Consider the following 23,596-nt stretch of genomic DNA (forward strand, 5'->3'; position numbering starts at 1 on the left):
GCTTTCGTCATGGCGGCAGGCCGGCCTCCCCGAGCGCCCCGGCGTAGAGCCGCGCCATGCGCTCCAACGGGAAGGGGATCCGCGCGAGGAAACCCGACCGGTGAGGTTGGGTTCGATCTCCAGCAGGTCCGCGACGGCTCGGCGGGCGCGATCGCGCTGGCCGAGCGCGACATGGGCGACCGCGGCCGCCCTCAGCGCCGCCGCGAAGCGGGGGTTCTGCGCCAGCGCCCGCTCGGCCCACAGGATCGCTGCCGGGTAATCCTCCTCGCTTACCGCGGCGATCGCCATGACCCCCGCCATCAGCCAGCCGCGCGGGTCGCGCGGGTTGAGCCGCTGCGCCCGCGCCACCATCGCCCGGCCCGATTCCGCGTTGCCGCACATGGCCTCGATCCAGCCCGCGAGCGTCAAAGCCGTTGCGGAATTCGGGTTGATCAGGAGCGAGCGGCCGAAGAGCTCGCGCGCCCGCTCCCGGCCGCTCGCGGCCATGTTCCAGATCGCGAAGGCCGCCATCCAGAGCACCTGCGCGTCGCCGGGTGCGAGGTCGACGGCGCGCCACGCCAGGGTCACGGCCGCGGCGCGATCCGCGTCGCTCTGCGCGATCCAGCCCTGAAAGTGGCAGACGGCCCGGGCGTAGGCGGAGGCCGCCATGGCCGTGGCATAGGCCGGATCGAGCGACAGGGCTTGGTCGAGGAGGGCCAGGGCTTCCACCACGCTCGCGGCCGTGAAGTCGGCGAGCCGCCCATTCGCGCGAAGAAGGCACTCGTAGGCGTCGAGCCGCGGCGGCCCGCCGCGGCCGAGCCGTCCGATCTCGGCGATCTGCACGGTCGGCTCGATCGCCGCGGCCACGCTCTCGGCGACGCGCTCCTGAAGCGCGAAGACGTCCCTCAGGTCCCCGTCGAAGCGCTCGGACCAGAGCGCGGCGCCCGAGACCGCGTCGACGAGCTGTCCGGTGATGCGCAGCCGCTCGCCGCCGCGCCGCACGCTGCCCTCCAGCACGTAGCCGACGCCGAGCTCCTGCCCGACCCGGCGGACGTCGATCGCCCCGCCGCGATAGGTGAACGAGGAGTTGCGGGCGATGACGAGGAACCCGCTGCCGCGCGACAGGGCCCCGATGATCTCCTCAGCCATGCCGTCGGCGAAATCGTCCTGCGCGGGATCGCCGCTCATGTTCGCGAAGGGCAGGACCGCGATCGCCGGCAGCCGCGGTCCGGCACGCCACGCGGCGGGATCGGCGGGTGCCTCGGGCCGCGCGGGGGCCGGCGTGCTGATCTCCTCGACGTCCCCGACGAAGCGCACGCCCTTCCGGGGGAGCGTGCGGATCAGGCGCTGTGCGCTCCCGGTATCGCCGATGGCGGCCCGCGCGGCGTTCAGGCGGCTGCCGAGCGTCGCCTCGGAGACGAGGCGCCCGTTCCAGACCGCCTCCAGCAGGTCGTCGCGGGTCACCACCCGGTCGCGCGCCCGGATCAGGACCGTGAGGACGTCGTAGACCTGCGGCTCGACCGCGACGAGGCTCCCGTCGCGGCTCAGTTCGCGCCGAGCGGTGTCGAGGGTGAAGGCTCCGAACCGATAGATCACGAGACGGCCGCCGCGGTGGGGCGCATCCCGGTCGCGCGCCGCCTGCCGTAGAAATCACGCGATTCTCAAGGCGCCGTCCACGCCTCCTCAATGCGCGACGCCGCCGATCGGAGCAGTCTGCCCCCATCGCAGACGGCACCCGAGGAGGCCGCCCATGACACACGCCAGACGACCCGCGACCCTCGACCCGAGCCGCCGCCGGCTCCTCGGCCTCGCCGCCGCCGCCGCGGTGTCCGAACTCGGGCTCGGCGGCCGCGCGAGCGCCGAGACCGGCCCCGCCCAGGTGCCCGGCCCCATGCCCGGCGCGTTGCGGCAGGTCGCGGCCGGCGTCCTTGACATCGGCTACGTCGAGGCCGGCCCGGCGGAGGGCCCGGCGGTGATCCTGCTGCACGGCTGGCCCTACGACATTCATGCCTTCGCCGAGGTGGTGCCGATCCTGACCGCCGCCGGGTATCGGGTGATCGTTCCCCACCTGCGCGGCTACGGCACGACGCGCTTCCTGGCCGGCGACGCGGTCCGCAACGGCGAGCAGGCGGCGCTCGCGCTCGACGTCATCGCCCTGATGGATGCCCTCGGGATCGCCCGCGCGGTGCTCGGCGGTTTCGACTGGGGCGCGCGCACGGCGTGCATCGTCGCCGCGTTGTGGCCGGAGCGGTGCAAGGCCCTGGTCTCTGTCAGCGGCTACCTGATCGGCAGCCAGGAGGCGGGCAAGGCGCCGCTGCCGCCGCGAGCCGAACTCTCCTGGTGGTACCAGTTCTACTTCGCGACGAGCCGGGGCCGGGCCGGCTACGAGGCCAACCGGGCGGACTTCGCCCGGCTGATCTGGGAGACGGCCTCGCCGCGCTGGCGCTTCGACGACGCGACCTTCGCTCGGAGCGCCCGCGCCTTCGACAATCCGGACCACGTCAGCATCGTCATCCACAACTATCGCTGGCGGCTCGGCCTCGCCGACGGCGAGAGGCGGTACGACGCCCTGGAGGAGCGGCTGGCCCGGGCGCCGGAGATCCGGGTGCCGACCATCACGATGGAGGGCGATGCGAACGGCGCGCCCCACCCCGCACCCGAGACCTATGCCAGGAAGTTCACCGGGCGATACGCGCATCGCCTGATCGACGGGGGCATCGGCCACAACCTGCCCCAGGAGGCGCCGCGCGCCTTCGCCCAGGCGGTGATCGACGTCGACGCGGCCTGATCCGCCGGCTTCGCGGCTGTGAGCTGCAATTCGGGTCGCATGGTGCATCGCCCGTCCGCGGACTAGGGTCCTGTCGCCGCCACCGCGGCGAGCGGCGGCGGAGATCCCGGGGGATGATGCGCGTGGAGGAGCGACCGAAGCCGGCGGGGGCGGACCTCGCGGGCCTGATCGCCGAGGTCGCCGGCCGCGACGAAGCCGCGCTTCGCGTCCTCTACGACCGCACGGCGGCGAAACTCCTGGGCGTCGTGCTGCGTATCGTGCGGGACCGGGCGAGCGCCGAGGATGTTCTGCAGGACGCCTATCTCAGGATCTGGCAGAGCGCGCCCTCCTACGCGCCGGAGACCGGGAGCCCGATGGCGTGGCTCGTCGCGATCGCGCGGAACCGGGCCATCGATGTCGTCCGCCGCAGGACGGAGGTCGCGATGCCGGACGGCGAGGACGGTGAGGATTGGCTGGCGCGCATCGCGGACCCGCGCGACGAGGAGGCGGCCGTGCTCGACCGCAAGGCGCTGCTCTCCTGCCTCGCCGGGCTCGACGTCACGCACCGCGAGTGCATCGTGCTCGCCTATTGCGAAGGATTGTCCCGGGAGGAACTGGCCGCGCGCTACGCGAAGCCGGTCAACACGGTGAAGACGTGGCTGCACCGCGGGCTCGCGGCGCTCCGCCTCTGCCTGGACGCAGCCGCATGAGCGAGACCGACGATCCCGACCTGCGCGCCGCCGAATACGTCCTCGGCACCTTGAGCGCCGACGAGCGCTTCGCCTTCGAGCGCGACCGCGCGGCCGATCCGCGTCTCGCGGCGGCCCAGGCCGCCTGGGAGCGCCGTCTCGCCCCGCTCCACGAGGCGGCCTTGCCCGTGAGGCCCGATCCCGCCACCTGGGACGCGATCCGCGCCGCGCTCCCCGGGCGGGCTTCCGCGCCGGTCGTCGACCTCGCCCCGGCCCTGCGGCGCTGGCGGCGGATCGGGGTGGCGGCGAGCGCGCTCGCGGCCGGTCTCGCCCTGTTCATCGCGGTCGACCGGTTCCGGCCGGCCGAACCCGCCGCGCAATACGTGGCGGTGGTCAACCGCGGCGGCGAACTGCCCGCGCTGGTCGTGCGGGTGGATACGGGGGCCGGGACCGTGCAGGTGCGCGCGCTCGCGGCGGAGACGCCGCGCGAGCGCAGCCTCGAACTCTGGTACATCGGCCGGGATGCGGCGCCCCGTTCGCTGGGCCTCGTGCCGGGCGGACCGAGCGCCCGCTTCCTGCTGCCCGCGGCCGAGCGCACGATCGGCGACGGCGCACGCATCGCGGTCACCGTCGAGCCCCCGGGCGGCTCGCCCTCCGGCAGCCCGACCGGGCCGGTCGTCTACAGCGGGGCGCTCGTGCGGGATTGAGGTCCGAGGCTCCCGAAACTTTCCGCACCCTCCCTCCGTACAGGCTCCCGTCCCCGAGACACGGGGCGCACGAACGAAGGGATGAGATCATGACGTTCCGCCGCTTCCAGACCCCCGCCCTGGCCCTCGCTCTCGCGATCGGCGTCGGTGGTGCCGCGCTGGCCAAGAACCCGATGGTCGGCGGTGCGCCGATGTATCCGACGAAGTCGATCGTCGAGAACGCGGTGAACTCGAAGGATCACACCACGCTCGTCGCGGCGGTGAAGGCCGCGGGGCTGGTCGACACGCTGGCCGGTCCCGGCCCGTTCACGGTCTTCGCGCCGACCAACGCCGCCTTCGCCAAGCTGCCGGCGGGCACGGTCGAGTCGCTGGTCCAGCCGCAGAACAAGCCGACGCTCACCAAGATCCTGACCTACCACGTCGTGCCGGGCGCCTACACGGCCAGGGACCTGATGGCCCTGGTCAAGCAGGGCGGCGGCCAGGCCGAACTCAAGACCGTCGAGGGCGAGCCGCTCACCATCATGCAGAAGGGCAAGGCCCTCTACGTGGCCGACGCCAAGGGCGACACCGCCAAGGTGACGATCGGCAACGTGATGCAGTCGAACGGCGTGATCCACGTCGTCAACACCGTGCTGATGCCCTGATCGCGCCTCCGCGGCGCGGCCGGACGCCTCTCGCCTCCGGGCGGGGGCGTCCTCGGCGGGCGGCGGCTCCCGCCCGGTCTTCGTGCCGGCGCGACGGCCCGTTCAGGGACGGCCGGTCTCCTTGAGGCGCTCCATCGCGGCGTCGGGACCCGCGTAGGCCTCCTGACGGGCGACGCTCCAGTAGCGCAGGTCGTCGAGCGGGATCTCCGCCCCCGTCACCGCGCAGCGCACGAAGCGGCCGGGACGCACCACCCGCAGGTTGCTGTCCCCGTACTCGACCACCGCCTCACCCGAGCCCCCCCGGTCGAATCGCCCTAGCATGCCGGCCCCTCCTGTCTCGCCGACGGAGCGTGTAGGCCGCGGCGGCGCGCCTGTCGACGGGCCGCGCCGGTCGCGGGGGCCGGCGCGTCTCACAGGCGGTAGCGGATCTGGTCGGTCCAGAAGCGCTCCAGGCGCGCCAGCGACTGGTTCAGGCGCATGAAGTCGTCGTCCGAGATGCCGCCGATCGGCTGGATGGTCTTGGCGTGCTTGTCGTAGAGGCCGCGCACGATCTCGTGGACCTCGCGGCCCTTGTCGGTGAGGCTGATGCGCACCGAGCGGCGGTCGGTCTTGGAGCGGGCGTGGTGCAGGTAGCCGGTCTCGACCAGCTTCTTGACGTTGTACGAGACGTTCGAGCCCAGGTAGTAGCCGCGGGTGCGCAGCTCGCTCGCCGTCAGTTCCTTGTCGCCGATGTTGTAGAGGAGCAGCGCCTGCACGCTGTTGACGTCCTCGCGGCCGCGGCGCTCGAACTCGTCCTTGATGACGTCGAGCAGCCGGCGATGCAGGCGCTCGACGAGATGCAGGGCTTCCAGGTAGTGGCTGCGCACCGCCGGAGCGGCATCGACGGTGTGGGACGGCTCGGCAGCCTTCAGGGCCCGGTTCTTCATGGTTTCGCCTCTCTGTACTTCGGTGCGTCGGCGGCGTTTCCCGCTCCGCTTATGTCCTCAACCTAGGCCGACCCCGTGAATTTGGCTTTAAACGATAGGATAAATTCGCGATTTACCGGTGTGGGTAAATTGAAGATGAAGCGGCGGGATGCGCCGCCCCGGAAGGCTCTCTTCACCGTATCTCGCGCGAAGCGAGCCAGGATACCGTGAAGTAAACAAGTACGATTGCTCCGTCGAAAGCAAGATTCGGTAAACTCATCGGCAGGAGTTCGGGCGTGAGCAGCGCCAGGACGAAGGCGGAGGTCGCGGCGAGCAGCCAGACCACGCCGCCCCAGGCGGTGGCGAGCCAGAGGCCGACGGCGGCCAGGAGGTCGATCACGCCGAAATAGATGATGACGGCCTGGCGCCCGACCGGCGCACCCTCGAAGGGCGAGGCCCCGGGCCGCGCCCCCAGGATCTCCGCCCAGGCGCTCAGGCCCTTGACCATCCAGATCGCGGCGACGATGCGCATCAGCCAGATCAGGACGATGTCCCAGCGCGCGCCGGGCTGGGGCGCGTGGCGCTCGATGCGGTCGCCCCCGTCCTCCGAGAGCGCTATGCCGCGGGCGGGCGGCGTGCGGACCTTGGGGAGGCCGCGCATCTCAGCCGAACCGCGGCTCGTCGGGGAGCGGGGCGAAATGCGCCTCCACCGCCGCGGGCGGCACGGCGTCGAGCCGGTCCGGCCGCCAGCGCGGGGCGCCGTCCTTGTCGATCAGCACCGCGCGCACGCCCTCGTAGAAGTCGTGTCCCTCCAGGATGCGGCTGACGATCCGGTACTCGGTGAGCATCGCCTCCGGGAAGCCCATCGCGCCGCCGCGGCGCATCTGCGCGAAGGCGACGAGGAGGCTCGTCGGCGAGCGGCTGCGGATCGTGGCCGCCGTGGTCTGGGCGAAGGGGGATCCCTCCGCGTCGAGCCGCGCCAGCACCTCCGGGACGCTCGGCGCCGAGAAGCACGAGTCGATCACGGCGCGCGCCGCGTGGATCGGCCCGGGCGGGGGCGCCGGGTGGGCGCCGATGGCCGCCTCGATCTCGCCGCCGGCCGCGAGGGCGTCCACGATCGCCCCGAAGGACGCGGCCGGCGCCGCGTGGGTCGCGAGCCCGAGCACGAGCGCGTCGCCGGGTCCGACCCGGTCGCCGGTGAGGGCGAGGTAGGTCCCGGCGGCGCCGGGGAGGCGCGGCAGGGCGTAGGTCGTGCCGACATCGGGAAAGAAGCCGATCCCGACCTCTGGCATCGCGAACAGGTAGCGCTCGCCCGCCACGCGGTGCGAACCGTGCAGCGACAGGCCCACGCCGCCCCCCATCACGATCCCGTCGATCAGCGAGACCACCGGCTTCGGGAAACGCTGGATCAGCGCGTTGAGCCCGTATTCCTCGCGGAAGAAACCCACCGCGGCCCCGGCGCCCCGCGCCTTCCCCTCGTCGTGGACCCGCCGGATGTCGCCGCCCGCGCAGAAGGCGCGCCCCTCGCCGCGCAGGACGATCCGGGTCACGGCCGGATCCTCCGCGAAGGCCGCGAAGGCCGCGTGCAGGCTGCGGACCATCCCGAGGTCGAGGGCGTTGAGCGCCTTCGGCCGGTTGAGGGTCAGGAGTCCCGCCGCGCCCCGCCGCTCGACCAGGACGTCGTTCTGCGCCGCATCCGTCATCGCCATCCTTCCTCCTCGCCAGCGCCGTTAGCCGCCGCGCGCCCACGGCGTCAACGCGCGCCGCGCCCGATCGGCCCGCCCGCCCGACGCATCCCCAGAGAGGGCGGGCGCCGGGGCCGGGCGGCCCGTGATCCGCGGCGGACGGATGCCGCTCATGCGGCCCGCGCCCCCACGGCCGGGTTCCGCGCCGGGCCGCGTCTGTGCTACCTCATCCTTAGAACAATGACAGGGCCCGTCCCCGGGCGGGTCCGTGAGAGCCCGAGCCGATGTCGCAGATCCAGCCCTTCCCCCGGCCCCTCGCCCGCGATGCCGCCCGGAGCGAGGCCGCGCCCGGCCTCGGCCTCACGCAGCGCCCGCGCCGCAACCGCAAAGCGGAGTGGTCGCGCCGCCTGGTGCGCGAGACCACGCTCAGCGTCGACGACCTGATCTGGCCGCTCTTCGTGATCGAGGGCGAGCGCCGCCGGGAGCCGATCGCCTCGATGCCGGGCGTCGAGCGCCTGAGCGTCGACGAGGCGGTGCGCGCGGCCGAGCAGGCGGCCGCCCTGCGCATCCCGGCCATCGCCTTCTTCCCCTACGTCGAGTCCGGTCTGCGCGACGAGACCGGCTCGGAGGCGCTGAACCGCAACAACCTGGTCTGCCGGGCGGTGCGGGCCGTGAAGGCGGCGGTGCCGGACCTCGGCATCATCACGGACGTGGCCCTCGACCCCTATACGAGCCACGGCCATGACGGGATCCTCGACGACACCGTGATCGTCAACGACGAGACGGTGGCGCTCCTCGTGGAGCAGAGCCTGATCCAGGCCGAGGCCGGGACCGACGTCATCGCCCCGTCCGACATGATGGATGGGCGCGTCGGCGCGATCCGGGCCGGGCTCGACCGGGCCGGCTTCCGCGACGTGCAGATCATGGCCTACGCGGCCAAGTACGCGAGCGCCTTCTACGGCCCGTTCCGCGACGCGATCGGCACGAGCGCGACGCTCAAGGGCGACAAGCGCACCTACCAGATGGATCCCGGCAATTCCGAGGAGGCCCTGCGCGAGGTGGCGCTCGACCTCGAGGAGGGCGCCGATTCGGTGATGGTGAAGCCGGGCCTGCCCTATCTCGACATCATCCGGCGGGTGAAGGACGGGTTCGGCGTGCCGACCTTCGCCTACCAGGTGTCGGGGGAATACGCGATGATCGCCGCTGCCGCCCAGAACGGCTGGCTCGACGGCGACCGCGCCATGCTGGAGAGTCTCGCCGCCTTCAAGCGCGCGGGCGCGGACGGCGTCTTCACCTATTTCGCGCCGCGCGTGGCGGAGCGCCTGCGGGCCGGGTGAGGACCGCCCTCGCCCTCTTGGCGCTGACGCTGGCGCTCGGCGCCTGCGCACCGGACATCGATCCCGAGCAGGAGCGCGTCTGCCGCCGCGTCCTTCCGACCCTCGTGGCGGCGGGCGCGCGCATCCGCGTGATCGGCGCCGCGCCCGGCCGCGCGCCGCGCAGCCTGCGCGTCGACTTCGCCGAGGAGCGCGACGGGCGCACGCCCCTCGTCCGCTGGGTGATCTGCCGCTTCTCCGAGCGCAGCCGCACCGATCTGGGCGCGGTCGTCAGCGACCGCGGCCCGGTCGGCGAGGCCGCCCTCTACCTCCTCAAGCACTACTACCTCGACACGCCCGATGCGGCCTTGGCCGAGCCCGCCCCGGGCTGATCCGGAGGTTCCCCGGCGGGACGACATCTTCTGAGATTCGTCCATCGACAGGGAGCGCGCCGCGGCCCATGCTGACCGCGCAGTTACCCGCCGCAGACGGGCCGATCATCGCGAGCGATACCTTGAGCGAACCCTACGTCATCGGCCCGGAGGACGTCGCCCGCGCGGCGCACACCATCCGCGGCCACGTGCTGCGCACCCCCCTGGTGCCGGCCCCCCGCCTGTCCGAGCTCACCGGCGCCCGGGTGCTCGTGAAGCACGAGAACATGCAGGCGACCGGTGCCTTCAAGGAGCGCGGCGCCGTCAACCGCCTGAGCCGGCTCGACGCCGACGAGCGGCGCCGCGGCGTGGTGGCGATGTCGGCCGGCAACCACGCACAGGCCGTCGCCTACCATGCCCGCCGGCTCGGGATCCCGGCCACGATCGTGATGCCGGCGACCACCCCTCTGGTGAAGGTCGAGAACACCCGCGCGCACGGCGCCACCGTCGTCCTGGAGGGCGAGACCCTCTACGAGGCCGCCGACGTCGCCCGCGGCCTCGTCGAGACGAGGGGCCTCGTCCTCGTCCATCCCTACGACGACCCGGCGGTGATGGCCGGGCAGGGCACCGTGGCGCTGGAGATGCTGGAGGACGCTCCGGATCTCGACTGCCTCGTGGTGCCGATCGGCGGCGGCGGGCTGATGGCCGGCATGGCAGTGGCGGCCGCGACCCGGCCCGGCCTCGACCTCTACGGCGTCGAGGCAGCGCTCTACCCCTCCTTCCTCAACGCCATCGACGGCGGCGAGCGCCCGATCGGCGGCCCGACCCTCGCCGAGGGCATCGCGGTCAAGACGGTCGGGCGCCTCACCCTGCCGATCATCCGCGACCGGGTGCGGGAGATCCTGCTCGTGACCGAGCCCGAGATCGAGCGCGCCGTTCACGATTACGCGACGCTGCAGCGCAGCCTGGCCGAGGGCGCCGGCGCGGCGGGGCTCGCGGCCCTCCTGGCGCATCCGGACCGCTTCGCCGGGCGCTGCGTCGGCCTCGTCCTGTGCGGCGGCAACATCGACGCGCGGCTCCTCGCCTCCGTGATGGTGCGCGAGCTGGAGCGAGCGGACCGCATCGTCTCCTTCCGCGTGACGGCGAGCGACCGGCCCGGCGTGCTCGGGCGGGTCGCCGGGCGGCTCGGCGAACTCGGCGCCAACATCCTGGAGGTGTCGCACGGGCGGCTGCACCTCGACGTGCCGGCCAAGAGCGTGACGATCGACGTCACGATCGAAACCCGCGGCCCCGGCCACACCGCCGAGATCCTGGCGACGCTGGCCGCCGAGGGCCTGAGCCCGCGCCGGATCGGCCCGCACGGCACCGCGGCGTCTCCGTGAGGACTTGAGCAGGACCGACAGCGACGCCACTTAGATGGCGGACAGACCCGATGGAGCACGGGCGATGGCGAATTCGTGGCAGGGCAACAACTGGCAGAACCCGGGCTGGCAGGGACAATCCTGGCCGGGCTCCGCGCCGGATTTCGGCTCCGCGCCCGTCCCGGTGGTATACGCGTCGCTGACACGTCGCTTCCTCGCCTACCTCCTCGACATCGCCTTCATCTTCGGCTTCACCTGCCTGCTCTGGCTGGCGATCGCCTTCCTGGGGGTGATCACCTTCGGGCTCGGCTGGACCCTGTTCGCGATCCTGCCGGCGAGCGGGATCCTCTACAGCGCCATCACGCTGGGCGGCCCGGCCCAGAGCACCTACGGCATGCGGATGCTCGGCCTGCGCGCCGTTCAGGCGGAGACCGGCGGACCGGTCGACTGGATCACGGCGGGCGTGCACGCGCTGCTGTTCTACGTGGCGGTCTCGACCTTCCTGCTCTGGGTCCTCGATGTCGGGATCGGCCTCCTGCGCGCCGACCGGCGCACCGGCCACGATCTGATCGTCGGCCTCGCGGTCGTGCGGGCCGCCTGAGAGCGCGCCGGGGAGAGCCTGGGGATGACGGGAGTGCCTCGGCCGTGTGGACGTGTTGAGCCGCGGACTCGCGGTGCTATGGTGGGGCATGCGGTGTTTTCGCGCCGCCCGAGGAGGCGGTCCCAGGCGTGACGAGTCATCCGCGCGACGCCCCGCAATTCTACCTGACGGCGCCCTCGCCCTGTCCCTACCTGCCGGGGCAGCACGAGCGGAAGGTGTTCACGCACCTCGTCGGGCGCCGCGCCCGCGACCTGAACGAGATCCTGACCCAGGGCGGTTTCCGTCGTTCGCAGACCATCGCCTACCGGCCGGCCTGCGAGACCTGCCGGGCCTGCGTCTCGGTCCGGGTGGTGGTGAGCGACTTCCAGCCGAGCGCGAGCCAGCGCCGGGTGCTGAAGCGCAACCGCGACCTCGTCGGCCAGCCGCAGGCGAACCGCCCGGCCTCGGAGCAATACGCGCTGTTCCGCCGCTACCTCGACGCCCGCCACGGGGATGGCGGCATGGTCGACATGACGGTGCTCGACTACGCCATGATGGTAGAGGACAGCCACGTCGAGACCCACCTCGTCGTCTACCGCAAGCGCGGGCCGGACACCGCGATCAACGGGCGCGGCGTCGGCACGCCCGTGGCCGTGTGCCTGACCGACGTGCTCTCGGACGGGCTCTCGATGGTCTATTCCTTCTACGAGCCGGCGGAGGCGGACCGCTCGCTCGGCACCTTCATGATCCTCGACCACATCGAGCGGGCGCGGCTGCTCGGGCTGCCGTACCTCTATCTCGGCTACTGGGTCGAGGGCTCGCGCAAGATGGACTACAAGGCGAAGTTCGGCCCTCAGGAGCGGCTGATGCCGCAGGGCTGGGCGCGGGTGGAGTGACGGCACCCCGTCGATCCGGCCCGGCCGCGGCGCCTCACGCGGCCGGTTCGCGCCGGATGCTCGCGCCGAGCGCGTTCAGGCGCGCATCGATGCGCTCGTAGCCGCGCTCGATCTGGTCCGCGTTCTCGATCACGCTGGTGCCCTCCGCGCACAGGGCTGCGAGCAGCATGGCCATCCCGGCGCGGATGTCCGGCGACGAGACCCGGGCGGCGTGCAGCGTCGAGGGACCGGCCACGATCGCCCGGTGCGGGTCGCAGAGGACGATGCGGGCCCCCATCGCGATGAGCTTGTCGACGAAGAACAGCCGAGACTCGAACATCTTCTCGTGGAAGAGGATCATGCCGTCGCACTGCGTGGCCGTGACGATCGCGATCGACATCAGGTCGGCCGGGAAGGCGGGCCAGGGCTGGTCCTCCAGCTTCGGCACGTGGCCGCCGAAATCGGGCTGAACGCGCATCGTCTGCCCTCCGGGGACGATGAGGTCCTCGCCCTCCGTGTCGCAGCGGACGCCCAGACGCTCGAAGCCCATCCGGACACAGCGCAGATGCTCGAGGCCGGCCTGCGCGATCCGCAGGGGCGAGCGGGTGGCGGCGGCGAGGCCGATGAGCGAGCCGACCTCGATGTGATCCGGTCCGATCGTGAAATCGGCGCCGCCGAGGGAGGAGCGTCCCTGGATCGTCAGGGTGTTGCTCCCGATCCCCGCGATCGGCACGCCGAGCGCGACCAGGAAGCGGGCGAGATCCTGCACGTGCGGCTCGCAGGCGGCGTTCCGGAGAACGGTCGTTCCCTCCGCCGCTGCGGCGGCCATGAGCGCGTTCTCGGTTCCGGTCACGCTCGGCTCGTCGAGGAAGACGTCGGCCCCGCGCAGCCCGTCGGTGACCACCTCGATGTGGTCGTCCAGGGTCACCCGCGCCCCGAGCTGCTCGAAGGCGAGGAAATGCGTGTCGAGGCGGCGGCGTCCGATGACGTCGCCGCCGGGCGGGGGCAGCCGCACCCGGCCGCACCGGGAGAGGAGCGGGCCCGCGAGGAGGATCGAGGCCCGGATGCGGGCGCAGAGTTCGGGATCGAGGTCGACGGCATCGACCGATCGGGCCTGGATCCGGAGCCGGCCGCCCTCCTCCCACGAGGCCTCCGCTCCCACCGATCGCGCGAGGGCGATCAAGGTCTCGGTGTCCCGGATCCGGGGCACGTTCGACAGCGTGACGGGCTGCGTCGTGAGCAGGCACGCCGCGATGATCGGGAGGGCCGCATTCTTGTTGCCGGCCGGCCGGATCGTTCCGGCGAGAGGGCGCCGGCCCTCGACGAGGTAGCGGATCGACGGCATCTGAGCCTCACGACGACGGACGGGCTGAAGCGACGCGGCCTTGCGCCCAATGCTCTTACGGCACCGCGGCGGCGGCGGCGACTTGGTTTTCGCGGGCGCCTCCCGGCGCCGTGCCGCGGGGCGGCGTTGAGCCCCTCCCCGCCCCGTGCTACCGGCGCGCCAGACCCGTGAACCGCGTGCGAGGCGCCCGATGATCCCCCGTTACAGCCGCCCCGAGATGACGGCGATCTGGTCGCCCGAGACCCGCTTCCGGATCTGGTTCGAGATCGAGGCCCACGCCACCACGGCGCTCGCCGAGATCGGGGTCGTGCCCAAGGAGGCCGCCGACAAGGTCTGGGAGAAGGGCCGCGACGCGGTCTTCGACGTCGAGCGGATCGACGAGATCGAGCGCGTCACCAAGCACGACGTCATCGCCTTCCTCACCCACCTCGCCGAGATCGTCGGTCCCGAGGCGCGGTTCGTGCACCAGGGCATGACCTCGTCCGACGTGCTCGACACCTGCCTCAACGTGCAGCTCGTGCGGGCGAGCGACCTCCTCATCGCCGACATCGACGCGCTGCTCGCCGCCCTCAAGCGCCGGGCCTTCGAGCACAAGCTGACCCCGACCATCGGCCGCTCGCACGGCATCCACGCCGAGCCCGTCACCTTCGGGCTCAAGCTCGCCCAGGCCTACGCGGAATTCGCCCGCGCCCGCGAGCGGCTGGCGGCGGCCCGCAAGGAGGTCGCGACCTGCGCCATCTCGGGGGCGGTCGGCACCTTCGCCAATATCGACCCGCGGGTGGAGGAGTACGTCGCGCAGAAGATGGGCCTGACCCCCGAGCCGGTCTCGACCCAGGTCATCCCCCGCGACCGCCACGCCATGTACTTCGCGACGCTCGGCGTGGTCGCCTCCTCGGTCGAGCGGCTGGCGATCGAGGTGCGTCACCTGCAGCGCACCGAGGTGCTGGAGGCCGAGGAGTTCTTCTCCGAGGGGCAGAAGGGCTCCTCCGCCATGCCCCACAAGCGCAACCCGGTGCTCACCGAGAACCTCACCGGCCTGGCCCGGATGGTGCGCGCCTACGCGCTGCCGGCCATGGAGAACGTCGCGCTCTGGCACGAGCGGGACATTTCCCACTCCTCGGTCGAGCGCATGATCGGGCCCGACGCCACCGTCACCCTCGACTTCGCGCTCGCCCGGCTCACCGGGGTGATCGACAAGCTCCTGGTCTACCCGGCCACCATGCAGAAGAACCTCGACCGGCTCGGCGGGCTCGTGCACTCGCAGCGGGTGCTGCTGGCGCTCACTCAGGCCGGCGTGTCGCGCGAGCATGCCTACCGGCTGGTGCAGCGCAACGCCATGCCGGTCTGGCGCGGCCAGGGCGACTTCCTCACCCTGCTCAAGGCCGATCCCGAGGTGACCGCGGCGCTGAGCCCCGAGGCGATCGAGGCCTGCTTCGACCTCGGCTACCACTACAAGCACGTCGACACGATCTTCCGCCGGGTGTTCGGCGAGGGGTGAGCGAGGTGCGGCGCGTACCCTCCACTCCGCGGCACGGCTGTCCGGAGAAGATTGGAGGCCCGTTCAAATGAGCTTTGGCCTCCGAAAAAAGGCTACGTCAACAACGAACTACGCCATCCCTGCTCGCGCAGGATCCCCTCTCCCGAGTGGGAGAGGGGTAGGGGTGAGGGCCGGACGCGTCAGCAAGAAAACTGGACCGTTGAGCTGCCAGCGGCACAGTTGCGCCTTCTTGCGGAAGCCGAGCCACCCTCACCCCCGGCCCCTCTCCCACTCGGGAGAGGGGAGGAGTGCCTCACAATTTCCCCGGACAGCCGTGCAAACACGGGGAGAGGACATGCGAACGACCCGAACTGAATCCGCGAGCGCAGAGGAGCGAGGCTCGGATGAGCGTCAGCTCAGCCGCGCCCGCGCGTCCTGCCGCGCCAGCCGCCCGAGCAGGAAGTCCACCTCGGCCCGCGCCGTCGCCGAGAGCCCGCCCGCGGGCCGGCGCTGGGCGTCCGACGTGATCAGGCCCCGGCGCATCATCACGTATTTGCGCACCGCCAGCCCGGCGCCCGGCTGCTGCTCGTAGCGCAGGAGCGGCAGGTGCGCGTCGAACACGTCGTGCGCCCGGTCGCGCTCGCCCGCGCCCGTGAGGCGCACCACGTCGACCAGCATCTCCGGGAAGGCGTAGCCCGTCATGGCCCCGTCGGCGCCGCGCTCGCACTCGAAGTCGAGGAAGAGCCCGCCATTGCCGCACAGGATCGAGATCGGCCGCATCGAGCCGTCGCGCTGGAAGCCGCGCAGCGCCGAGATCTTCTCCAGGCCCGGCCAGTCCTCGTGCTTCAGCATCACGCAGGACGGGTTGTCCTGCACGATCCGCCGGATGACGCCGGGCGTCATCACCACCGTGAAGGTCAGGGGGAAATCCTGGATCACGAAGGGCACATCGGCCCCGATCGCCTCGACCGCCTGGGCGTAGTAGCCGACGATCTGGTCGTCCGTGCGCAGGTTCGAGGGCGGGGCGATCATCACGCCGGCCGCCCCGGCCTCCATGGCGGAGCGCGCCAGCCCGGCCATCGCGGCGAAGCCCGGCGCCGAGACGCCGACGATCACCGGCAACGTGGTGCGGCGGATGAAGCGCGACGCCACCGCGGCGGCCTCGGCTCCGTCGAGCTTGGGCGCCTCGCCCATCACGCCGAGCACGGTCAGGCCGGTGGCGCCGATCTCGCCGTAGAAGTCGGTGATCCGGTCGATCGAGGCCTCGTCGATCCGCCCGTCGGGCAGGAACGGGGTCGGGGCGATGGGATAGACGCCCTTCGCGTCGGGGGAGAGGCGCATGTGCCGGATCCGTGCTGCGGGGCCTCTACCCTAGGAGGCCGCCGCCGTCGGGCGCAACCGCATCCCCCGCATGCGCGTGCGCCGCGGAATGCGCTTGCGGCGCAGCCGCCCGCTTGCTTGAAGGATGGTGCCGCCCCGCGAGGACGTCGTCCCGAGGAAGTCCTATGTCGCGCATCGTCTACGTCAACGGCCGCTTCCTCCCCTATGAGGAGGCGACGGTCTCGATCATGGATCGCGGCTTCCTGTTCGCCGACGGAATCTACGAGGTCAGCGCGGTGCTGAACGGCCGCCTCGTCGACAACGACGCGCATCTCGCCCGGCTCGACCGCTCGCTCAAGGAGATCGGCATCCTCAATCCCTTCGACACGGAGGGATGGACGGCGCTGGAAACCGGCCTCGTCGAGCGGAACGGCCTGCGGGAGGGCCTCGTCTACATCCAGGTGACGCGCGGCGTGTACGAGCGCGACTTCCCCTTCCCGCCGGAGGGCACGCCCGCCACGGTGGTCATGTTCACGCAGGCCAAGACCGTGGCGCAGAACCCGCTCGCGGAGCGCGGCGCCAAGGTGGTGTCGGTCGAGGACCTGCGCTGGAAGCGCCGGGACATCAAGTCCGTGGCCCTGCTCGCGCAGGTTCTGGCCAAGCAGGCGGCCGCCGCCTCCGGCGCCAACGAGGCCTGGATGCACGAGGACGGCTTCGTGACCGAGGGCGGCTCCTCCACGGCCTTCATCATCACGGAGGACGGGCGCATCGTCACCCGGCCGCTCTCGACCGCGATCCTGCCCGGCATCACCCGCCAGGCGGTGATCCGCCTCGCCGAGGAATCGGGCCTGACCGTCGAGGAGCGGCCCTTCACGCTCGCGGAGGCGCTCGGCGCGGCCGAGGCCTTCTTCACCAGCGCCTCCGCCTTCGTGATGCCGGTGGTCGAGATCGACGGCCAGCGAATCGGTGGCGGCCAGCCCGGGCCGCATACGCGCCGCCTGCGCGGCCTCTACCTCGAACTCGCCGGGGCCTGAAGCGGCCCCCTCCGTCGCGAGCTTTGCCGGAACCGGAGGGCGACCGGGCCTGTTCTCCTGGCACGATCGAAGGAGACAGAGATGCCGAAGCTGACGCGCGGCGCCGTGCTGGCCGTCGCGGCGCTGATGAGCACCGCGGCCCTGGCCCAATCGCCCGACGCGCCTCTGAAGGGGCGCGACACCTCCCCCAACCTGCCGCCGCCCAACCAGACCATCCCCGAGAAGGTCCGGCCCGGCACGACCGACACCGACACGACCGGCTCGACGCTGAGCGACAAGCTGGAGAAGTCCGACGGCGTGATCAAGCCGCCGGCGAACGGCACGCCGGACATGAGCGTGAAGCCGCCGGTCGCCGATCCCAACTCGACTCGCGTGATCAAGCCGGGCGACCTCCCGGGCAACGGACCGGCGACCGAGGCCAAGTAGGGGGCCGAGGAGGGGACCAAGTCGGGGGCGAGCGGCCGGGACGGCGGCTCCGATCGCGCTTCCTTGATTTCCCGCGGCGGATCGCCCAAGACCGCCCCGAGCGACAGCCCCGGCCGCCGGCCGGGGCTGTCCGTCTGCGTTCACAGGATCGGATCAGCGGATGGCGAACGTCGTCGTCGTGGGCGCCCAGTGGGGCGACGAGGGCAAGGGCAAGATCGTCGACTGGCTCGCCGAGCAGGCCGACGTGGTGGTCCGCTTCCAGGGCGGCCACAATGCCGGCCACACGCTGGTCATCGACGGCGTCACCTACAAGCTGTCCCTGCTGCCCTCGGGCGTCGTGCGCGGCGGCACCCTGTCGGTGATCGGCAACGGCGTCGTGGTCGATCCCTGGCACCTCGTGGAGGAGATCGCGCGGATCGCCCGGCAGGGCGTGTCGGTCACGCCCGACTCGCTGCGGATCGCCGACAACGCGACCCTGATCCTGCCGCTCCACCGCGAGCTCGACCATTACCGCGAGACCGCCAACAGCACGCTCAAGATCGGCACCACCAAGCGCGGCATCGGCCCGGCCTACGAGGACAAGGTCGGGCGGCGCGCGATCCGGGTCGTCGATCTCGCCGATGCCGACCTCCTCGGCGCCAAGATCGAGCGGCTGCTCGCCCACCACAACGCCCTGCGGCGAGGGCTGGGCATCGAGGAGGTGGACGGGGCCGCGCTCAAGGCGGACCTCCTCGCCATCGCGCCCAAGATCCTGCCCTACGCCGACACGGTCTGGGCACTCCTCGACGAGGCGCGGCGGTCCGGCCAGCGCATCCTGTTCGAGGGGGCGCAGGGCGCGCTCCTCGACGTCGACCACGGCACCTACCCCTACGTGACCTCCTCAAACATCGTGGCGGCGCAAGCCGCCACCGGTTCGGGCCTCGGTCCCTCGGCGATCGGCTACGTGCTCGGTATCGTCAAGGCCTACACGACCCGCGTCGGCGAGGGGCCCTTCCCCACCGAACTCACTGACGCGATCGGCGAGCGGATCGGCGAGCGCGGCCGGGAATTCGGCGTCGTGACGGGCCGCAAGCGGCGCTGCGGCTGGTTCGACGCCGCCCTGGTGCGCCAGACCGTGCGCACCTCCGGCATCCACGGCATCGCGCTCACCAAGCTCGACATCCTGGACGGGTTCGAGACGATCAAGATCTGCACCGGCTACCGGCTGGATGGGGCGGTGATCGACCACCTGCCGGCGAGCCAGGGCGCCCAGGCGCGCGTCGAGCCGGTCTACGAGACGATCGACGGCTGGTTCGAGACCACGGCGGGGGCCCGCTCCTGGGCGGACCTGCCGGCCCAGGCGATCAAGTACGTCCGGCGCATTGAGGAACTGATCGGCGCGCCGGTGGCGCTGCTGTCGACCTCGCCGGAGCGGGACGACACCATTCTCGTCCACAATCCCTTCGAGGATTGAGCCCCCTTCGTCGCGTCTTCTGGGCCGGGTGTGGCACCACGAAGCTTGACGACCGCCGCCCGGCGCGACATGGCAGGCGGCGGATATGGCTGATTATTATCCCCTGCTCGCTCGTGCGCTGGACGCGCTGCCCGATCGCTCGCCCGAGATGCGTGAGGCGGTGTATGCGCGCGCGCGCACGGCCCTGACCGGCCAGCTCCGTTCACTCGATCCGCCCCTGTCCGAGGAGGACATCGACGCCGAGTGCCGCTCCCTCGACGGCGCCATCGCGCGCCTGGAGGTCGAGCACGGCGCGGCGCCCGTTGCCGAGCCGGCCGTAGCGGCCGCGGCGGCCGCGGTGCCGAGCCGGCTGCCCGAGGAGCCGCCCCCGCCGCCGGCGCCCGACCTGCCCGAGCCGGGCCCGCCGGTCGCCCTGAAGCTGCCGGAGCCGGAGCGGGTGCGCCCGTCCGAGGCCGTGGTGGACCCGGCCGCCGAGGACGTCCCGGCCCGTCAGCGTCCCCGCATCGACGTGGTGCGGCCGAAGGGCGATCGCTCGCGGCTGCTGCGCAACGGCATCGTGGCGGCGGCGCTGGCGGGCGTGATCGGCGCCATCGCGGTGGCGGCCTATTCCCTGCGCGACACGCCGGCGACCGTGCAGTCGAAGATCAGCGAGAACGCCGCCGAGCGCCCGCCCGAGAATCAGGATTCGAAGTTCGCCGACCGGGTCGGCGGTGGGGCCGAGCGGCCGGCGCCCGTCGCGCCCTCGTCCACCGCGCCCTCGCCTGTCCCGGCCGCGGCGCCGGCGCCGGCAGCGGCCGGCAAGGACATCGCGATCGCGCAGCGCGCGACGCTCTACGAGGAATCCGGCGGCCCGAACAATGCCCCGCGGGCGGTCCAGGGGCAGGTGGTCTGGCGGCTCGACGCCGTGAATGCCGGCCAGGGCCAGCCGCTGCAGACGGTCGTGCGCGCGACGATCGAGGTCCAGGAGGCGGGCCTGACGGTCGGGATGGTGATCCGACGCAACACCGACGCGACCCTGCCGGCCTCGCACGTGATCGAACTCACCTTCACGCCCACCGATCCGGCCCGCAGCGTCCGCGACGTCGGCCTGCTCCAGTTCAAGGACGACGAGAGTGCGCGCGGCTCGCCCGTCTCGGGCCTGCCGGTGCCCGTGCGCGAGAACATCTTCCTGATCGGCCTGTCGAACCTCAAAGCCGACATCGACCGCAACAGCGACCTCTTGCTGCGGCGCGCCTGGATCGACCTGCCGATCCGCTACGCCTCGGGCGTGCGGGGGATCCTCACCTTCGAGAAGGGATCGGCCGGCGACACGGTGATGCGCGAGGCCTTCGAGCAGTGGCGGTGAGCGGGGCCGGCCCGCGCCCGGGGCGCTTCCCGGGCGGCCGGGCGCCCGTCTAGGCCGGCACGCTCGCGCGGGCGGATTCGCGGCTGGCGAGGTTGCGCTTGACCGCGTCCTGCACCTTCTCGAAGGCCCGCACCTCGATCTGGCGCACGCGCTCGCGCGAGACGCCGAACTCGCTCGACAGGTCCTCCAGCGTGATCGGGTCCTCGGCGAGGCGCCGGGCCTCGAAGATCCGCCGCTCGCGCGGGTTGAGGACGCCGAGCGCGTCGCGCAGGGCGGCGAGCCGGTTCTGCCCCTCCTCCTCGCGGGCGAGCACGGCCTCCTGGCTCGGGCTGTCGTCCACGAGCCAGTCCTGCCACTCGCCCTCGCCCTCCTCGCGCAGGGGCGCGTTGAGGGAGGCGTCGCCGCTCAGGCGGCGGTTCATCTCGATCACGTCCTGCTCGGGCACGCCGAGCCGGGTGGCGATCTGCTTCACCTGGTCGGGGCGCAGGTCGCCCTCGTCGAGGGCCGAGATGCGGCCCTTCGCCTTGCGCAGGTTGAAGAACAGCTTCTTCTGGTTCGCGGTGGTCCCCATCTTCACGAGGGACCACGAGCGCAGGATGTATTCTTGAATGGCGGCCTTGATCCACCACATCGCGTAGGTGGCGAGGCGGAAGCCCTTGTCGGGATCGAAGCGCTTGACGGCCTGCATCAGGCCGACGTTCCCCTCCGACACGACCTCGCCGATCGGCAGGCCGTAGCCGCGGTAGCCCATGGCGATCTTGGCGACCAGCCGCAGGTGCGACGTCACGAGCCTGTGGGCCGCCTCTCGGTCGCCATGCTCGCGCCAGCTCTTGGCGAGCATGTACTCCTCCGTCGGCTCCAGCATGGGGAAGCGACGGATCTCGTCGAGATAGCGGGACAGGCCCCCTTCATTGGCGAGCACGGGCAGTGCAGCAGCCATTCATACCTCCTGGAAGCTCCCCGAACCGGGCGAGCGCGAACGGCCTCCGAGCGGCCGGCCGTCCGATCCACCCTTATAGCAGGCTGCGGGGCCGGCGGGTAGCAACGGACGGGTGGTCTGGAGCGATCAACGCGCAACCCCCGCTTTGGTGCGCATGTCCGTTTTCGCTCTATAACGCCGCACCGTCACGCGGAGCGGCACACGGTCGCGCGCGCGGCGGTCAGGCCCGGCCCGGAGCGGCAGCCGCACCGCGACCGAGCGCCGCCACGAGGTGGGCGAGATCCGGCGGCAGGGCACTCTCGAAGCGGAGCCGCTGCTTGGTCCGCGGGTGAAGGAACCCGAGCACGGCCGCGTGGAGGGCCTGCCGGTCGAGGGCGTCGAGGGCCGCGCGCGCCTCCGGGTCCAGCCGCGCGGCCTTGGTGCGGAACGCCGCCCCGTAGGTCCTGTCGCCGAGGAGCGGGTGGCCGCGATGGGCGAGGTGGACGCGGATCTGATGCGTGCGCCCGGTCTCCAGCTGGCAGCGGACAAGCCCGACCGGCTCGCGGGTCCCGAGCACGTCCTGCGTCCGGTAATGCGTGACGGCGTGGCGGCCCTGCTCGGCGCGCACCACGGCGATCTTCTCGCGGTTGCGCTCGGACCGGGCGAGTGCGGCGTCGATCGTGCCGGCCCGGGGCTCCGGCACGCCCCAGACGAGGGCGAGGTAGGCCCGTTCCAGCGCCCCGTCGCGGCCGTGATCGGCGAATTGGCGGGTGAGCCCCGCATGGGCGAGGTCGTTCTTGGCGACGACGAGGAGGCCGCTCGTGTCCTTGTCGAGGCGGTGGACGATCCCCGGCCGGCGCACGCCACCGATGCCCGACAGGCTGGTCCCGCAATGCGCGATGAGCGCGTTGACGAGCGTGCCGCTGTGGTGACCGGGCGCCGGGTGCACGACGAGACCGGGCGGCTTGTCGATCACGATCAGATCCTCGTCCTCGTACGCGATGACGAGGTCGCGGGCCTCGGCCTCCGGCGCGGCCGGGCGGGCGGGCGGCACCGCCACGGCGACCCTCTGCCCGCCCCCGACCTTGGCGGAGGCGTCGCGGATCTCGGCGCCGTCGAGCTGCACGGATCCCTCGCGGATCAGCGCCTGCAGGCGGCTGCGCGACAGGTCCGGCCACGTCCGCGCGAGGGCGCGATCGAGGCGCTCGGGCCCCTCGCCCACCGGAATCTCCGCGATCCTGACTTCGTCCTCCACGCACCTCTCCCGAAAAAGCGTCGCGCCGCCGCGATTCAGGGCTTGTGCGCCCGGAGAGCCGTCGCTATACCGCCGCTCACCGCTCGGGCAAGCTCCCATCGTCTAGCGGTCTAGGACGTCGCCCTCTCACGGCGAAAACAGGGGTTCGAGTCCCCTTGGGAGCGCCACCTATCCTTTCAAGCCCCTGAGTCTCCTTGAGTATCCTGCCGGTTCGCGGATCGGCGGGTGAAGGCTTGCCACCACCTGCTCGCGCATCACCTCCCGGGCCAGCCGGACTTGGTGGGCCGCCCGCGTGCAGCACTCGACCTCACTCAGGGTCCTGTGGCCGGTCACCGCCATGATCGCGTTGGCCGTGCAACCCGCCTCGGCGAGGCGCCGTGCCGCAGCCTCGCGAAGGCCGTGCAGCACGCACCGTTCCGGCAGATCAGCCTTCCGGATCGCATCCCCCATCCCCTTGCCTTAGCCGGCCACCGGGAACGGCTTGCCGTAATCGGTGAGCCGGATCGCCACCCCGGCTCGCTTCGTGCCGGCGAGGATGGCGGAGGGGTCCGGGTGCGCGGCGATCGCGCGCTTGGTCGCGGTCTTCTGCTGGACGACGCGAGGCGGATCGCCGTCGTAGTCGCCCCAGGTCATGCGGTGCACGTTCGACCGCCGCCGGCCCGTGAAGAGGTGGAGCGCGAAGGCGAACCGCGGTTTCGAGCCTACGGACCAGACGGCCTCGAGCTGCGCGATCTCCGCTTCGGTCCAGGTGTGGATCTCCTCCGACGCGAACGCCGTCGCCCGGGGGTCGGATCGACCTCAATCATCCCGTCTCGATGCCGAAGCCGATCACCGTCCTGAGGCGCTTGAGCAGAACCGTCGCGGCGCCGGGCGGGTCCGCCATGCGGGCGTACGGCATCTCGGGCCAGCCCTGCGGCACGCTGTTCGGCCGGCCGGTGATCCCGGTGGAGCACGCCGAGGCGCTCGGCACCGAGGGCGACATCTGCCTCGTCGACTTCAGCCAGCACCTGCTCGCCCACGTGGACGGCTTGCAGGCGGCGTCCTCGATGCAAGTCGCCTTCCTGTCCGACGAATGAGCTTCCGCATCACCTGCCGGGTGGACGGCGAGCCGATCTGGAACGCGCCGCTCACCCCTACGTGGGCGCC

General features: G+C 72.1%; 24 protein-coding genes, 1 tRNA gene and 1 pseudogene. 16 read left to right on the plus strand and 10 right to left on the minus strand.

Features of this window, described 5'->3' with window-relative positions:
- Positions 1-7: 7 nt before the first annotated feature.
- Positions 8-1,575 (minus strand): annotated as a pseudogene (locus tag ACW9J6_RS30280) (winged helix-turn-helix domain-containing tetratricopeptide repeat protein).
- Positions 1,576-1,729: 154 nt separating this feature from the next.
- Here ACW9J6_RS30280 and ACW9J6_RS30285 point away from each other — a divergent pair.
- From ACW9J6_RS30285 to ACW9J6_RS30300, 4 genes are all read left to right on the plus strand, one after another.
- Positions 1,730-2,767 (plus strand): alpha/beta fold hydrolase, encoded by a 1,038-nt coding sequence (locus ACW9J6_RS30285; protein WP_457120069.1) that lies wholly within the window; start codon positions 1,730-1,732, stop codon positions 2,765-2,767.
- A 116-nt stretch (positions 2,768-2,883) separates the two neighbouring features.
- Entirely contained in the window at positions 2,884-3,456 is a 573-nt protein-coding gene (locus ACW9J6_RS30290) for a sigma-70 family RNA polymerase sigma factor (RefSeq protein ID WP_457120092.1), read from the plus strand.
- On the plus strand, positions 3,453-4,142 hold the full coding sequence (locus ACW9J6_RS30295; RefSeq protein ID WP_457120070.1) for an anti-sigma factor: 690 nt from the start codon (positions 3,453-3,455) through the stop codon (positions 4,140-4,142). Before ACW9J6_RS30290 ends, ACW9J6_RS30295 begins: the two co-directional genes overlap by 4 nt.
- An 89-nt stretch (positions 4,143-4,231) precedes the next feature.
- Positions 4,232-4,786, plus strand: coding sequence for a fasciclin domain-containing protein (locus ACW9J6_RS30300; RefSeq protein ID WP_457120071.1), 555 nt, complete (start codon positions 4,232-4,234; stop codon positions 4,784-4,786).
- A 102-nt stretch (positions 4,787-4,888) separates the two neighbouring features.
- Here the strand turns inward: ACW9J6_RS30300 and ACW9J6_RS30305 are convergent, their stop codons facing one another.
- The 4 genes from ACW9J6_RS30305 to ACW9J6_RS30320 form a co-directional block, all read right to left on the minus strand.
- Complete coding sequence (locus ACW9J6_RS30305) at positions 4,889-5,107, minus strand: DUF2093 domain-containing protein (protein ID WP_457120072.1); 219 nt, start codon at positions 5,105-5,107, stop codon at positions 4,889-4,891.
- A gap of 89 nt (positions 5,108-5,196) precedes the next feature.
- Complete coding sequence (ldtR, locus tag ACW9J6_RS30310; protein WP_457120073.1) at positions 5,197-5,712, minus strand: transcriptional regulator LdtR; 516 nt, start codon at positions 5,710-5,712, stop codon at positions 5,197-5,199.
- A 172-nt stretch (positions 5,713-5,884) separates the two neighbouring features.
- Positions 5,885-6,352, minus strand: coding sequence for a DUF6163 family protein (locus ACW9J6_RS30315; RefSeq protein ID WP_457120074.1), 468 nt, complete (start codon positions 6,350-6,352; stop codon positions 5,885-5,887).
- A 1-nt stretch (position 6,353) separates the two neighbouring features.
- On the minus strand, positions 6,354-7,400 hold the full coding sequence (locus ACW9J6_RS30320; protein ID WP_457120075.1) for an enoyl-CoA hydratase/isomerase family protein: 1,047 nt from the start codon (positions 7,398-7,400) through the stop codon (positions 6,354-6,356).
- Between the two features lie 260 nt (positions 7,401-7,660).
- Here ACW9J6_RS30320 and hemB point away from each other — a divergent pair, with 260 nt between their 5' ends.
- The 5 genes from hemB (at position 7,661) to ACW9J6_RS30345 (ending at position 11,897) form a co-directional block, all read left to right on the plus strand.
- On the plus strand, positions 7,661-8,713 hold the full coding sequence (gene hemB / locus ACW9J6_RS30325; protein WP_457120076.1) for a porphobilinogen synthase: 1,053 nt from the start codon (positions 7,661-7,663) through the stop codon (positions 8,711-8,713).
- The gene (locus ACW9J6_RS30330; RefSeq protein ID WP_457120077.1) at positions 8,710-9,081 is read left to right on the plus strand and encodes a hypothetical protein; all 372 of its coding nucleotides are present in this window, start codon (positions 8,710-8,712) and stop codon (positions 9,079-9,081) included. The genes hemB and ACW9J6_RS30330 overlap by 4 nt, the downstream gene beginning before the upstream one ends.
- 122 nt (positions 9,082-9,203) lie before the next feature.
- Positions 9,204-10,442, plus strand: a complete 1,239-nt coding sequence (locus tag ACW9J6_RS30335) for a threonine ammonia-lyase (protein ID WP_457120078.1) — start codon at positions 9,204-9,206, stop codon at positions 10,440-10,442.
- 64 nt (positions 10,443-10,506) lie between these two features.
- Positions 10,507-11,022: an RDD family protein gene (locus tag ACW9J6_RS30340; protein ID WP_457120079.1), complete on the plus strand. Its 516-nt coding sequence runs from the start codon at positions 10,507-10,509 to the stop codon at positions 11,020-11,022.
- Positions 11,023-11,150: 128 nt separating this feature from the next.
- Positions 11,151-11,897 (plus strand): arginyltransferase, encoded by a 747-nt coding sequence (locus tag ACW9J6_RS30345; protein ID WP_457120080.1) that lies wholly within the window; start codon positions 11,151-11,153, stop codon positions 11,895-11,897.
- A 34-nt stretch (positions 11,898-11,931) separates the two neighbouring features.
- On the opposite strand, the gene murA is transcribed toward ACW9J6_RS30345, so the two are convergent.
- Complete coding sequence (murA, locus tag ACW9J6_RS30350; protein WP_457120081.1) at positions 11,932-13,221, minus strand: UDP-N-acetylglucosamine 1-carboxyvinyltransferase; 1,290 nt, start codon at positions 13,219-13,221, stop codon at positions 11,932-11,934.
- Between the two features lie 190 nt (positions 13,222-13,411).
- Here murA and purB point away from each other — a divergent pair, with 190 nt between their 5' ends.
- Positions 13,412-14,719 carry an adenylosuccinate lyase gene (gene purB / locus ACW9J6_RS30355; RefSeq protein WP_457120082.1) on the plus strand — a complete coding sequence of 436 codons (1,308 nt, stop codon included), beginning with the start codon at positions 13,412-13,414 and terminating at the stop codon, positions 14,717-14,719.
- Positions 14,720-15,109: 390 nt separating this feature from the next.
- Here the strand turns inward: purB and ACW9J6_RS30360 are convergent, their stop codons facing one another.
- On the minus strand, positions 15,110-16,039 hold the full coding sequence (locus ACW9J6_RS30360; RefSeq protein WP_457120083.1) for a dihydrodipicolinate synthase family protein: 930 nt from the start codon (positions 16,037-16,039) through the stop codon (positions 15,110-15,112).
- 164 nt (positions 16,040-16,203) lie between these two features.
- Here ACW9J6_RS30360 and ACW9J6_RS30365 point away from each other — a divergent pair, with 164 nt between their 5' ends.
- The 4 genes from ACW9J6_RS30365 to ACW9J6_RS30380 all read left to right on the plus strand — a co-directional run bounded on the left by ACW9J6_RS30365 (position 16,204) and on the right by ACW9J6_RS30380 (position 20,276).
- Positions 16,204-17,052 carry a D-amino-acid transaminase gene (locus tag ACW9J6_RS30365; protein WP_457120084.1) on the plus strand — a complete coding sequence of 283 codons (849 nt, stop codon included), beginning with the start codon at positions 16,204-16,206 and terminating at the stop codon, positions 17,050-17,052.
- A gap of 81 nt (positions 17,053-17,133) precedes the next feature.
- A complete protein-coding gene (locus ACW9J6_RS30370; RefSeq protein ID WP_457120085.1) occupies positions 17,134-17,478 on the plus strand; it encodes a hypothetical protein in 345 nt (114 codons plus the stop codon).
- A gap of 160 nt (positions 17,479-17,638) precedes the next feature.
- The gene (locus ACW9J6_RS30375; RefSeq protein ID WP_457120086.1) at positions 17,639-18,931 is read left to right on the plus strand and encodes an adenylosuccinate synthase; all 1,293 of its coding nucleotides are present in this window, start codon (positions 17,639-17,641) and stop codon (positions 18,929-18,931) included.
- 85 nt (positions 18,932-19,016) lie between these two features.
- On the plus strand, positions 19,017-20,276 hold the full coding sequence (locus tag ACW9J6_RS30380) for a histidine kinase (RefSeq protein ID WP_457120087.1): 1,260 nt from the start codon (positions 19,017-19,019) through the stop codon (positions 20,274-20,276).
- Positions 20,277-20,325: 49 nt separating this feature from the next.
- Here the strand turns inward: ACW9J6_RS30380 and rpoH are convergent, their stop codons facing one another.
- Together rpoH and ACW9J6_RS30390 are read right to left on the minus strand one after the other, a co-directional pair.
- Entirely contained in the window at positions 20,326-21,216 is an 891-nt protein-coding gene (gene rpoH, locus ACW9J6_RS30385) for an RNA polymerase sigma factor RpoH (RefSeq protein ID WP_457120088.1), read from the minus strand.
- Between the two features lie 220 nt (positions 21,217-21,436).
- The gene (locus ACW9J6_RS30390; RefSeq protein WP_457120089.1) at positions 21,437-22,450 is read right to left on the minus strand and encodes an RluA family pseudouridine synthase; all 1,014 of its coding nucleotides are present in this window, start codon (positions 22,448-22,450) and stop codon (positions 21,437-21,439) included.
- A gap of 91 nt (positions 22,451-22,541) precedes the next feature.
- Between ACW9J6_RS30390 and ACW9J6_RS30395 the strand changes: the two genes are divergently transcribed.
- A tRNA-Glu gene (locus tag ACW9J6_RS30395) sits at positions 22,542-22,617 on the plus strand.
- Between the two features lie 292 nt (positions 22,618-22,909).
- Here the strand turns inward: ACW9J6_RS30395 and ACW9J6_RS30400 are convergent.
- A complete protein-coding gene (locus ACW9J6_RS30400) occupies positions 22,910-23,083 on the minus strand; it encodes a hypothetical protein (protein WP_457120015.1) in 174 nt (57 codons plus the stop codon).
- Positions 23,084-23,295: 212 nt separating this feature from the next.
- Here ACW9J6_RS30400 and ACW9J6_RS30405 point away from each other — a divergent pair, with 212 nt between their 5' ends.
- The gene (locus ACW9J6_RS30405) at positions 23,296-23,526 is read left to right on the plus strand and encodes a hypothetical protein (RefSeq protein WP_457120016.1); all 231 of its coding nucleotides are present in this window, start codon (positions 23,296-23,298) and stop codon (positions 23,524-23,526) included.
- Positions 23,527-23,596 lie beyond the last annotated feature (70 nt).

The sequence above is a fragment of the Methylobacterium sp. JK268 genome, from assembly GCF_054052225.1.

What these genes read in the sequence shown, in the direction of transcription:
- ACW9J6_RS30285 (WP_457120069.1), top strand. Translation starts at nt 1,730, where the DNA reads ATGACACACGCCAGACGACCCGCGACCCTCGACCCGAGCCGCCGCCGG.
- ACW9J6_RS30290 (WP_457120092.1), top strand. Translation starts at nt 2,884, where the DNA reads ATGCGCGTGGAGGAGCGACCGAAGCCGGCGGGGGCGGACCTCGCGGGC.
- ACW9J6_RS30295 (WP_457120070.1), top strand. Translation starts at nt 3,453, where the DNA reads ATGAGCGAGACCGACGATCCCGACCTGCGCGCCGCCGAATACGTCCTC.
- ACW9J6_RS30300 (WP_457120071.1), top strand. Translation starts at nt 4,232, where the DNA reads ATGACGTTCCGCCGCTTCCAGACCCCCGCCCTGGCCCTCGCTCTCGCG.
- ACW9J6_RS30305 (WP_457120072.1), bottom strand. Translation starts at nt 5,107, where the DNA reads ATGCTAGGGCGATTCGACCGGGGGGGCTCGGGTGAGGCGGTGGTCGAG.
- ldtR (WP_457120073.1), bottom strand. Translation starts at nt 5,712, where the DNA reads ATGAAGAACCGGGCCCTGAAGGCTGCCGAGCCGTCCCACACCGTCGAT.
- ACW9J6_RS30315 (WP_457120074.1), bottom strand. Translation starts at nt 6,352, where the DNA reads ATGCGCGGCCTCCCCAAGGTCCGCACGCCGCCCGCCCGCGGCATAGCG.
- ACW9J6_RS30320 (WP_457120075.1), bottom strand. Translation starts at nt 7,400, where the DNA reads ATGGCGATGACGGATGCGGCGCAGAACGACGTCCTGGTCGAGCGGCGG.
- hemB (WP_457120076.1), top strand. Translation starts at nt 7,661, where the DNA reads ATGTCGCAGATCCAGCCCTTCCCCCGGCCCCTCGCCCGCGATGCCGCC.
- ACW9J6_RS30340 (WP_457120079.1), top strand. Translation starts at nt 10,507, where the DNA reads ATGGCGAATTCGTGGCAGGGCAACAACTGGCAGAACCCGGGCTGGCAG.
- murA (WP_457120081.1), bottom strand. Translation starts at nt 13,221, where the DNA reads ATGCCGTCGATCCGCTACCTCGTCGAGGGCCGGCGCCCTCTCGCCGGA.
- purB (WP_457120082.1), top strand. Translation starts at nt 13,412, where the DNA reads ATGATCCCCCGTTACAGCCGCCCCGAGATGACGGCGATCTGGTCGCCC.
- ACW9J6_RS30360 (WP_457120083.1), bottom strand. Translation starts at nt 16,039, where the DNA reads ATGCGCCTCTCCCCCGACGCGAAGGGCGTCTATCCCATCGCCCCGACC.
- ACW9J6_RS30365 (WP_457120084.1), top strand. Translation starts at nt 16,204, where the DNA reads ATGTCGCGCATCGTCTACGTCAACGGCCGCTTCCTCCCCTATGAGGAG.
- ACW9J6_RS30370 (WP_457120085.1), top strand. Translation starts at nt 17,134, where the DNA reads ATGCCGAAGCTGACGCGCGGCGCCGTGCTGGCCGTCGCGGCGCTGATG.
- ACW9J6_RS30375 (WP_457120086.1), top strand. Translation starts at nt 17,639, where the DNA reads ATGGCGAACGTCGTCGTCGTGGGCGCCCAGTGGGGCGACGAGGGCAAG.
- ACW9J6_RS30380 (WP_457120087.1), top strand. Translation starts at nt 19,017, where the DNA reads ATGGCTGATTATTATCCCCTGCTCGCTCGTGCGCTGGACGCGCTGCCC.
- rpoH (WP_457120088.1), bottom strand. Translation starts at nt 21,216, where the DNA reads ATGGCTGCTGCACTGCCCGTGCTCGCCAATGAAGGGGGCCTGTCCCGC.
- ACW9J6_RS30400 (WP_457120015.1), bottom strand. Translation starts at nt 23,083, where the DNA reads ATGACCTGGGGCGACTACGACGGCGATCCGCCTCGCGTCGTCCAGCAG.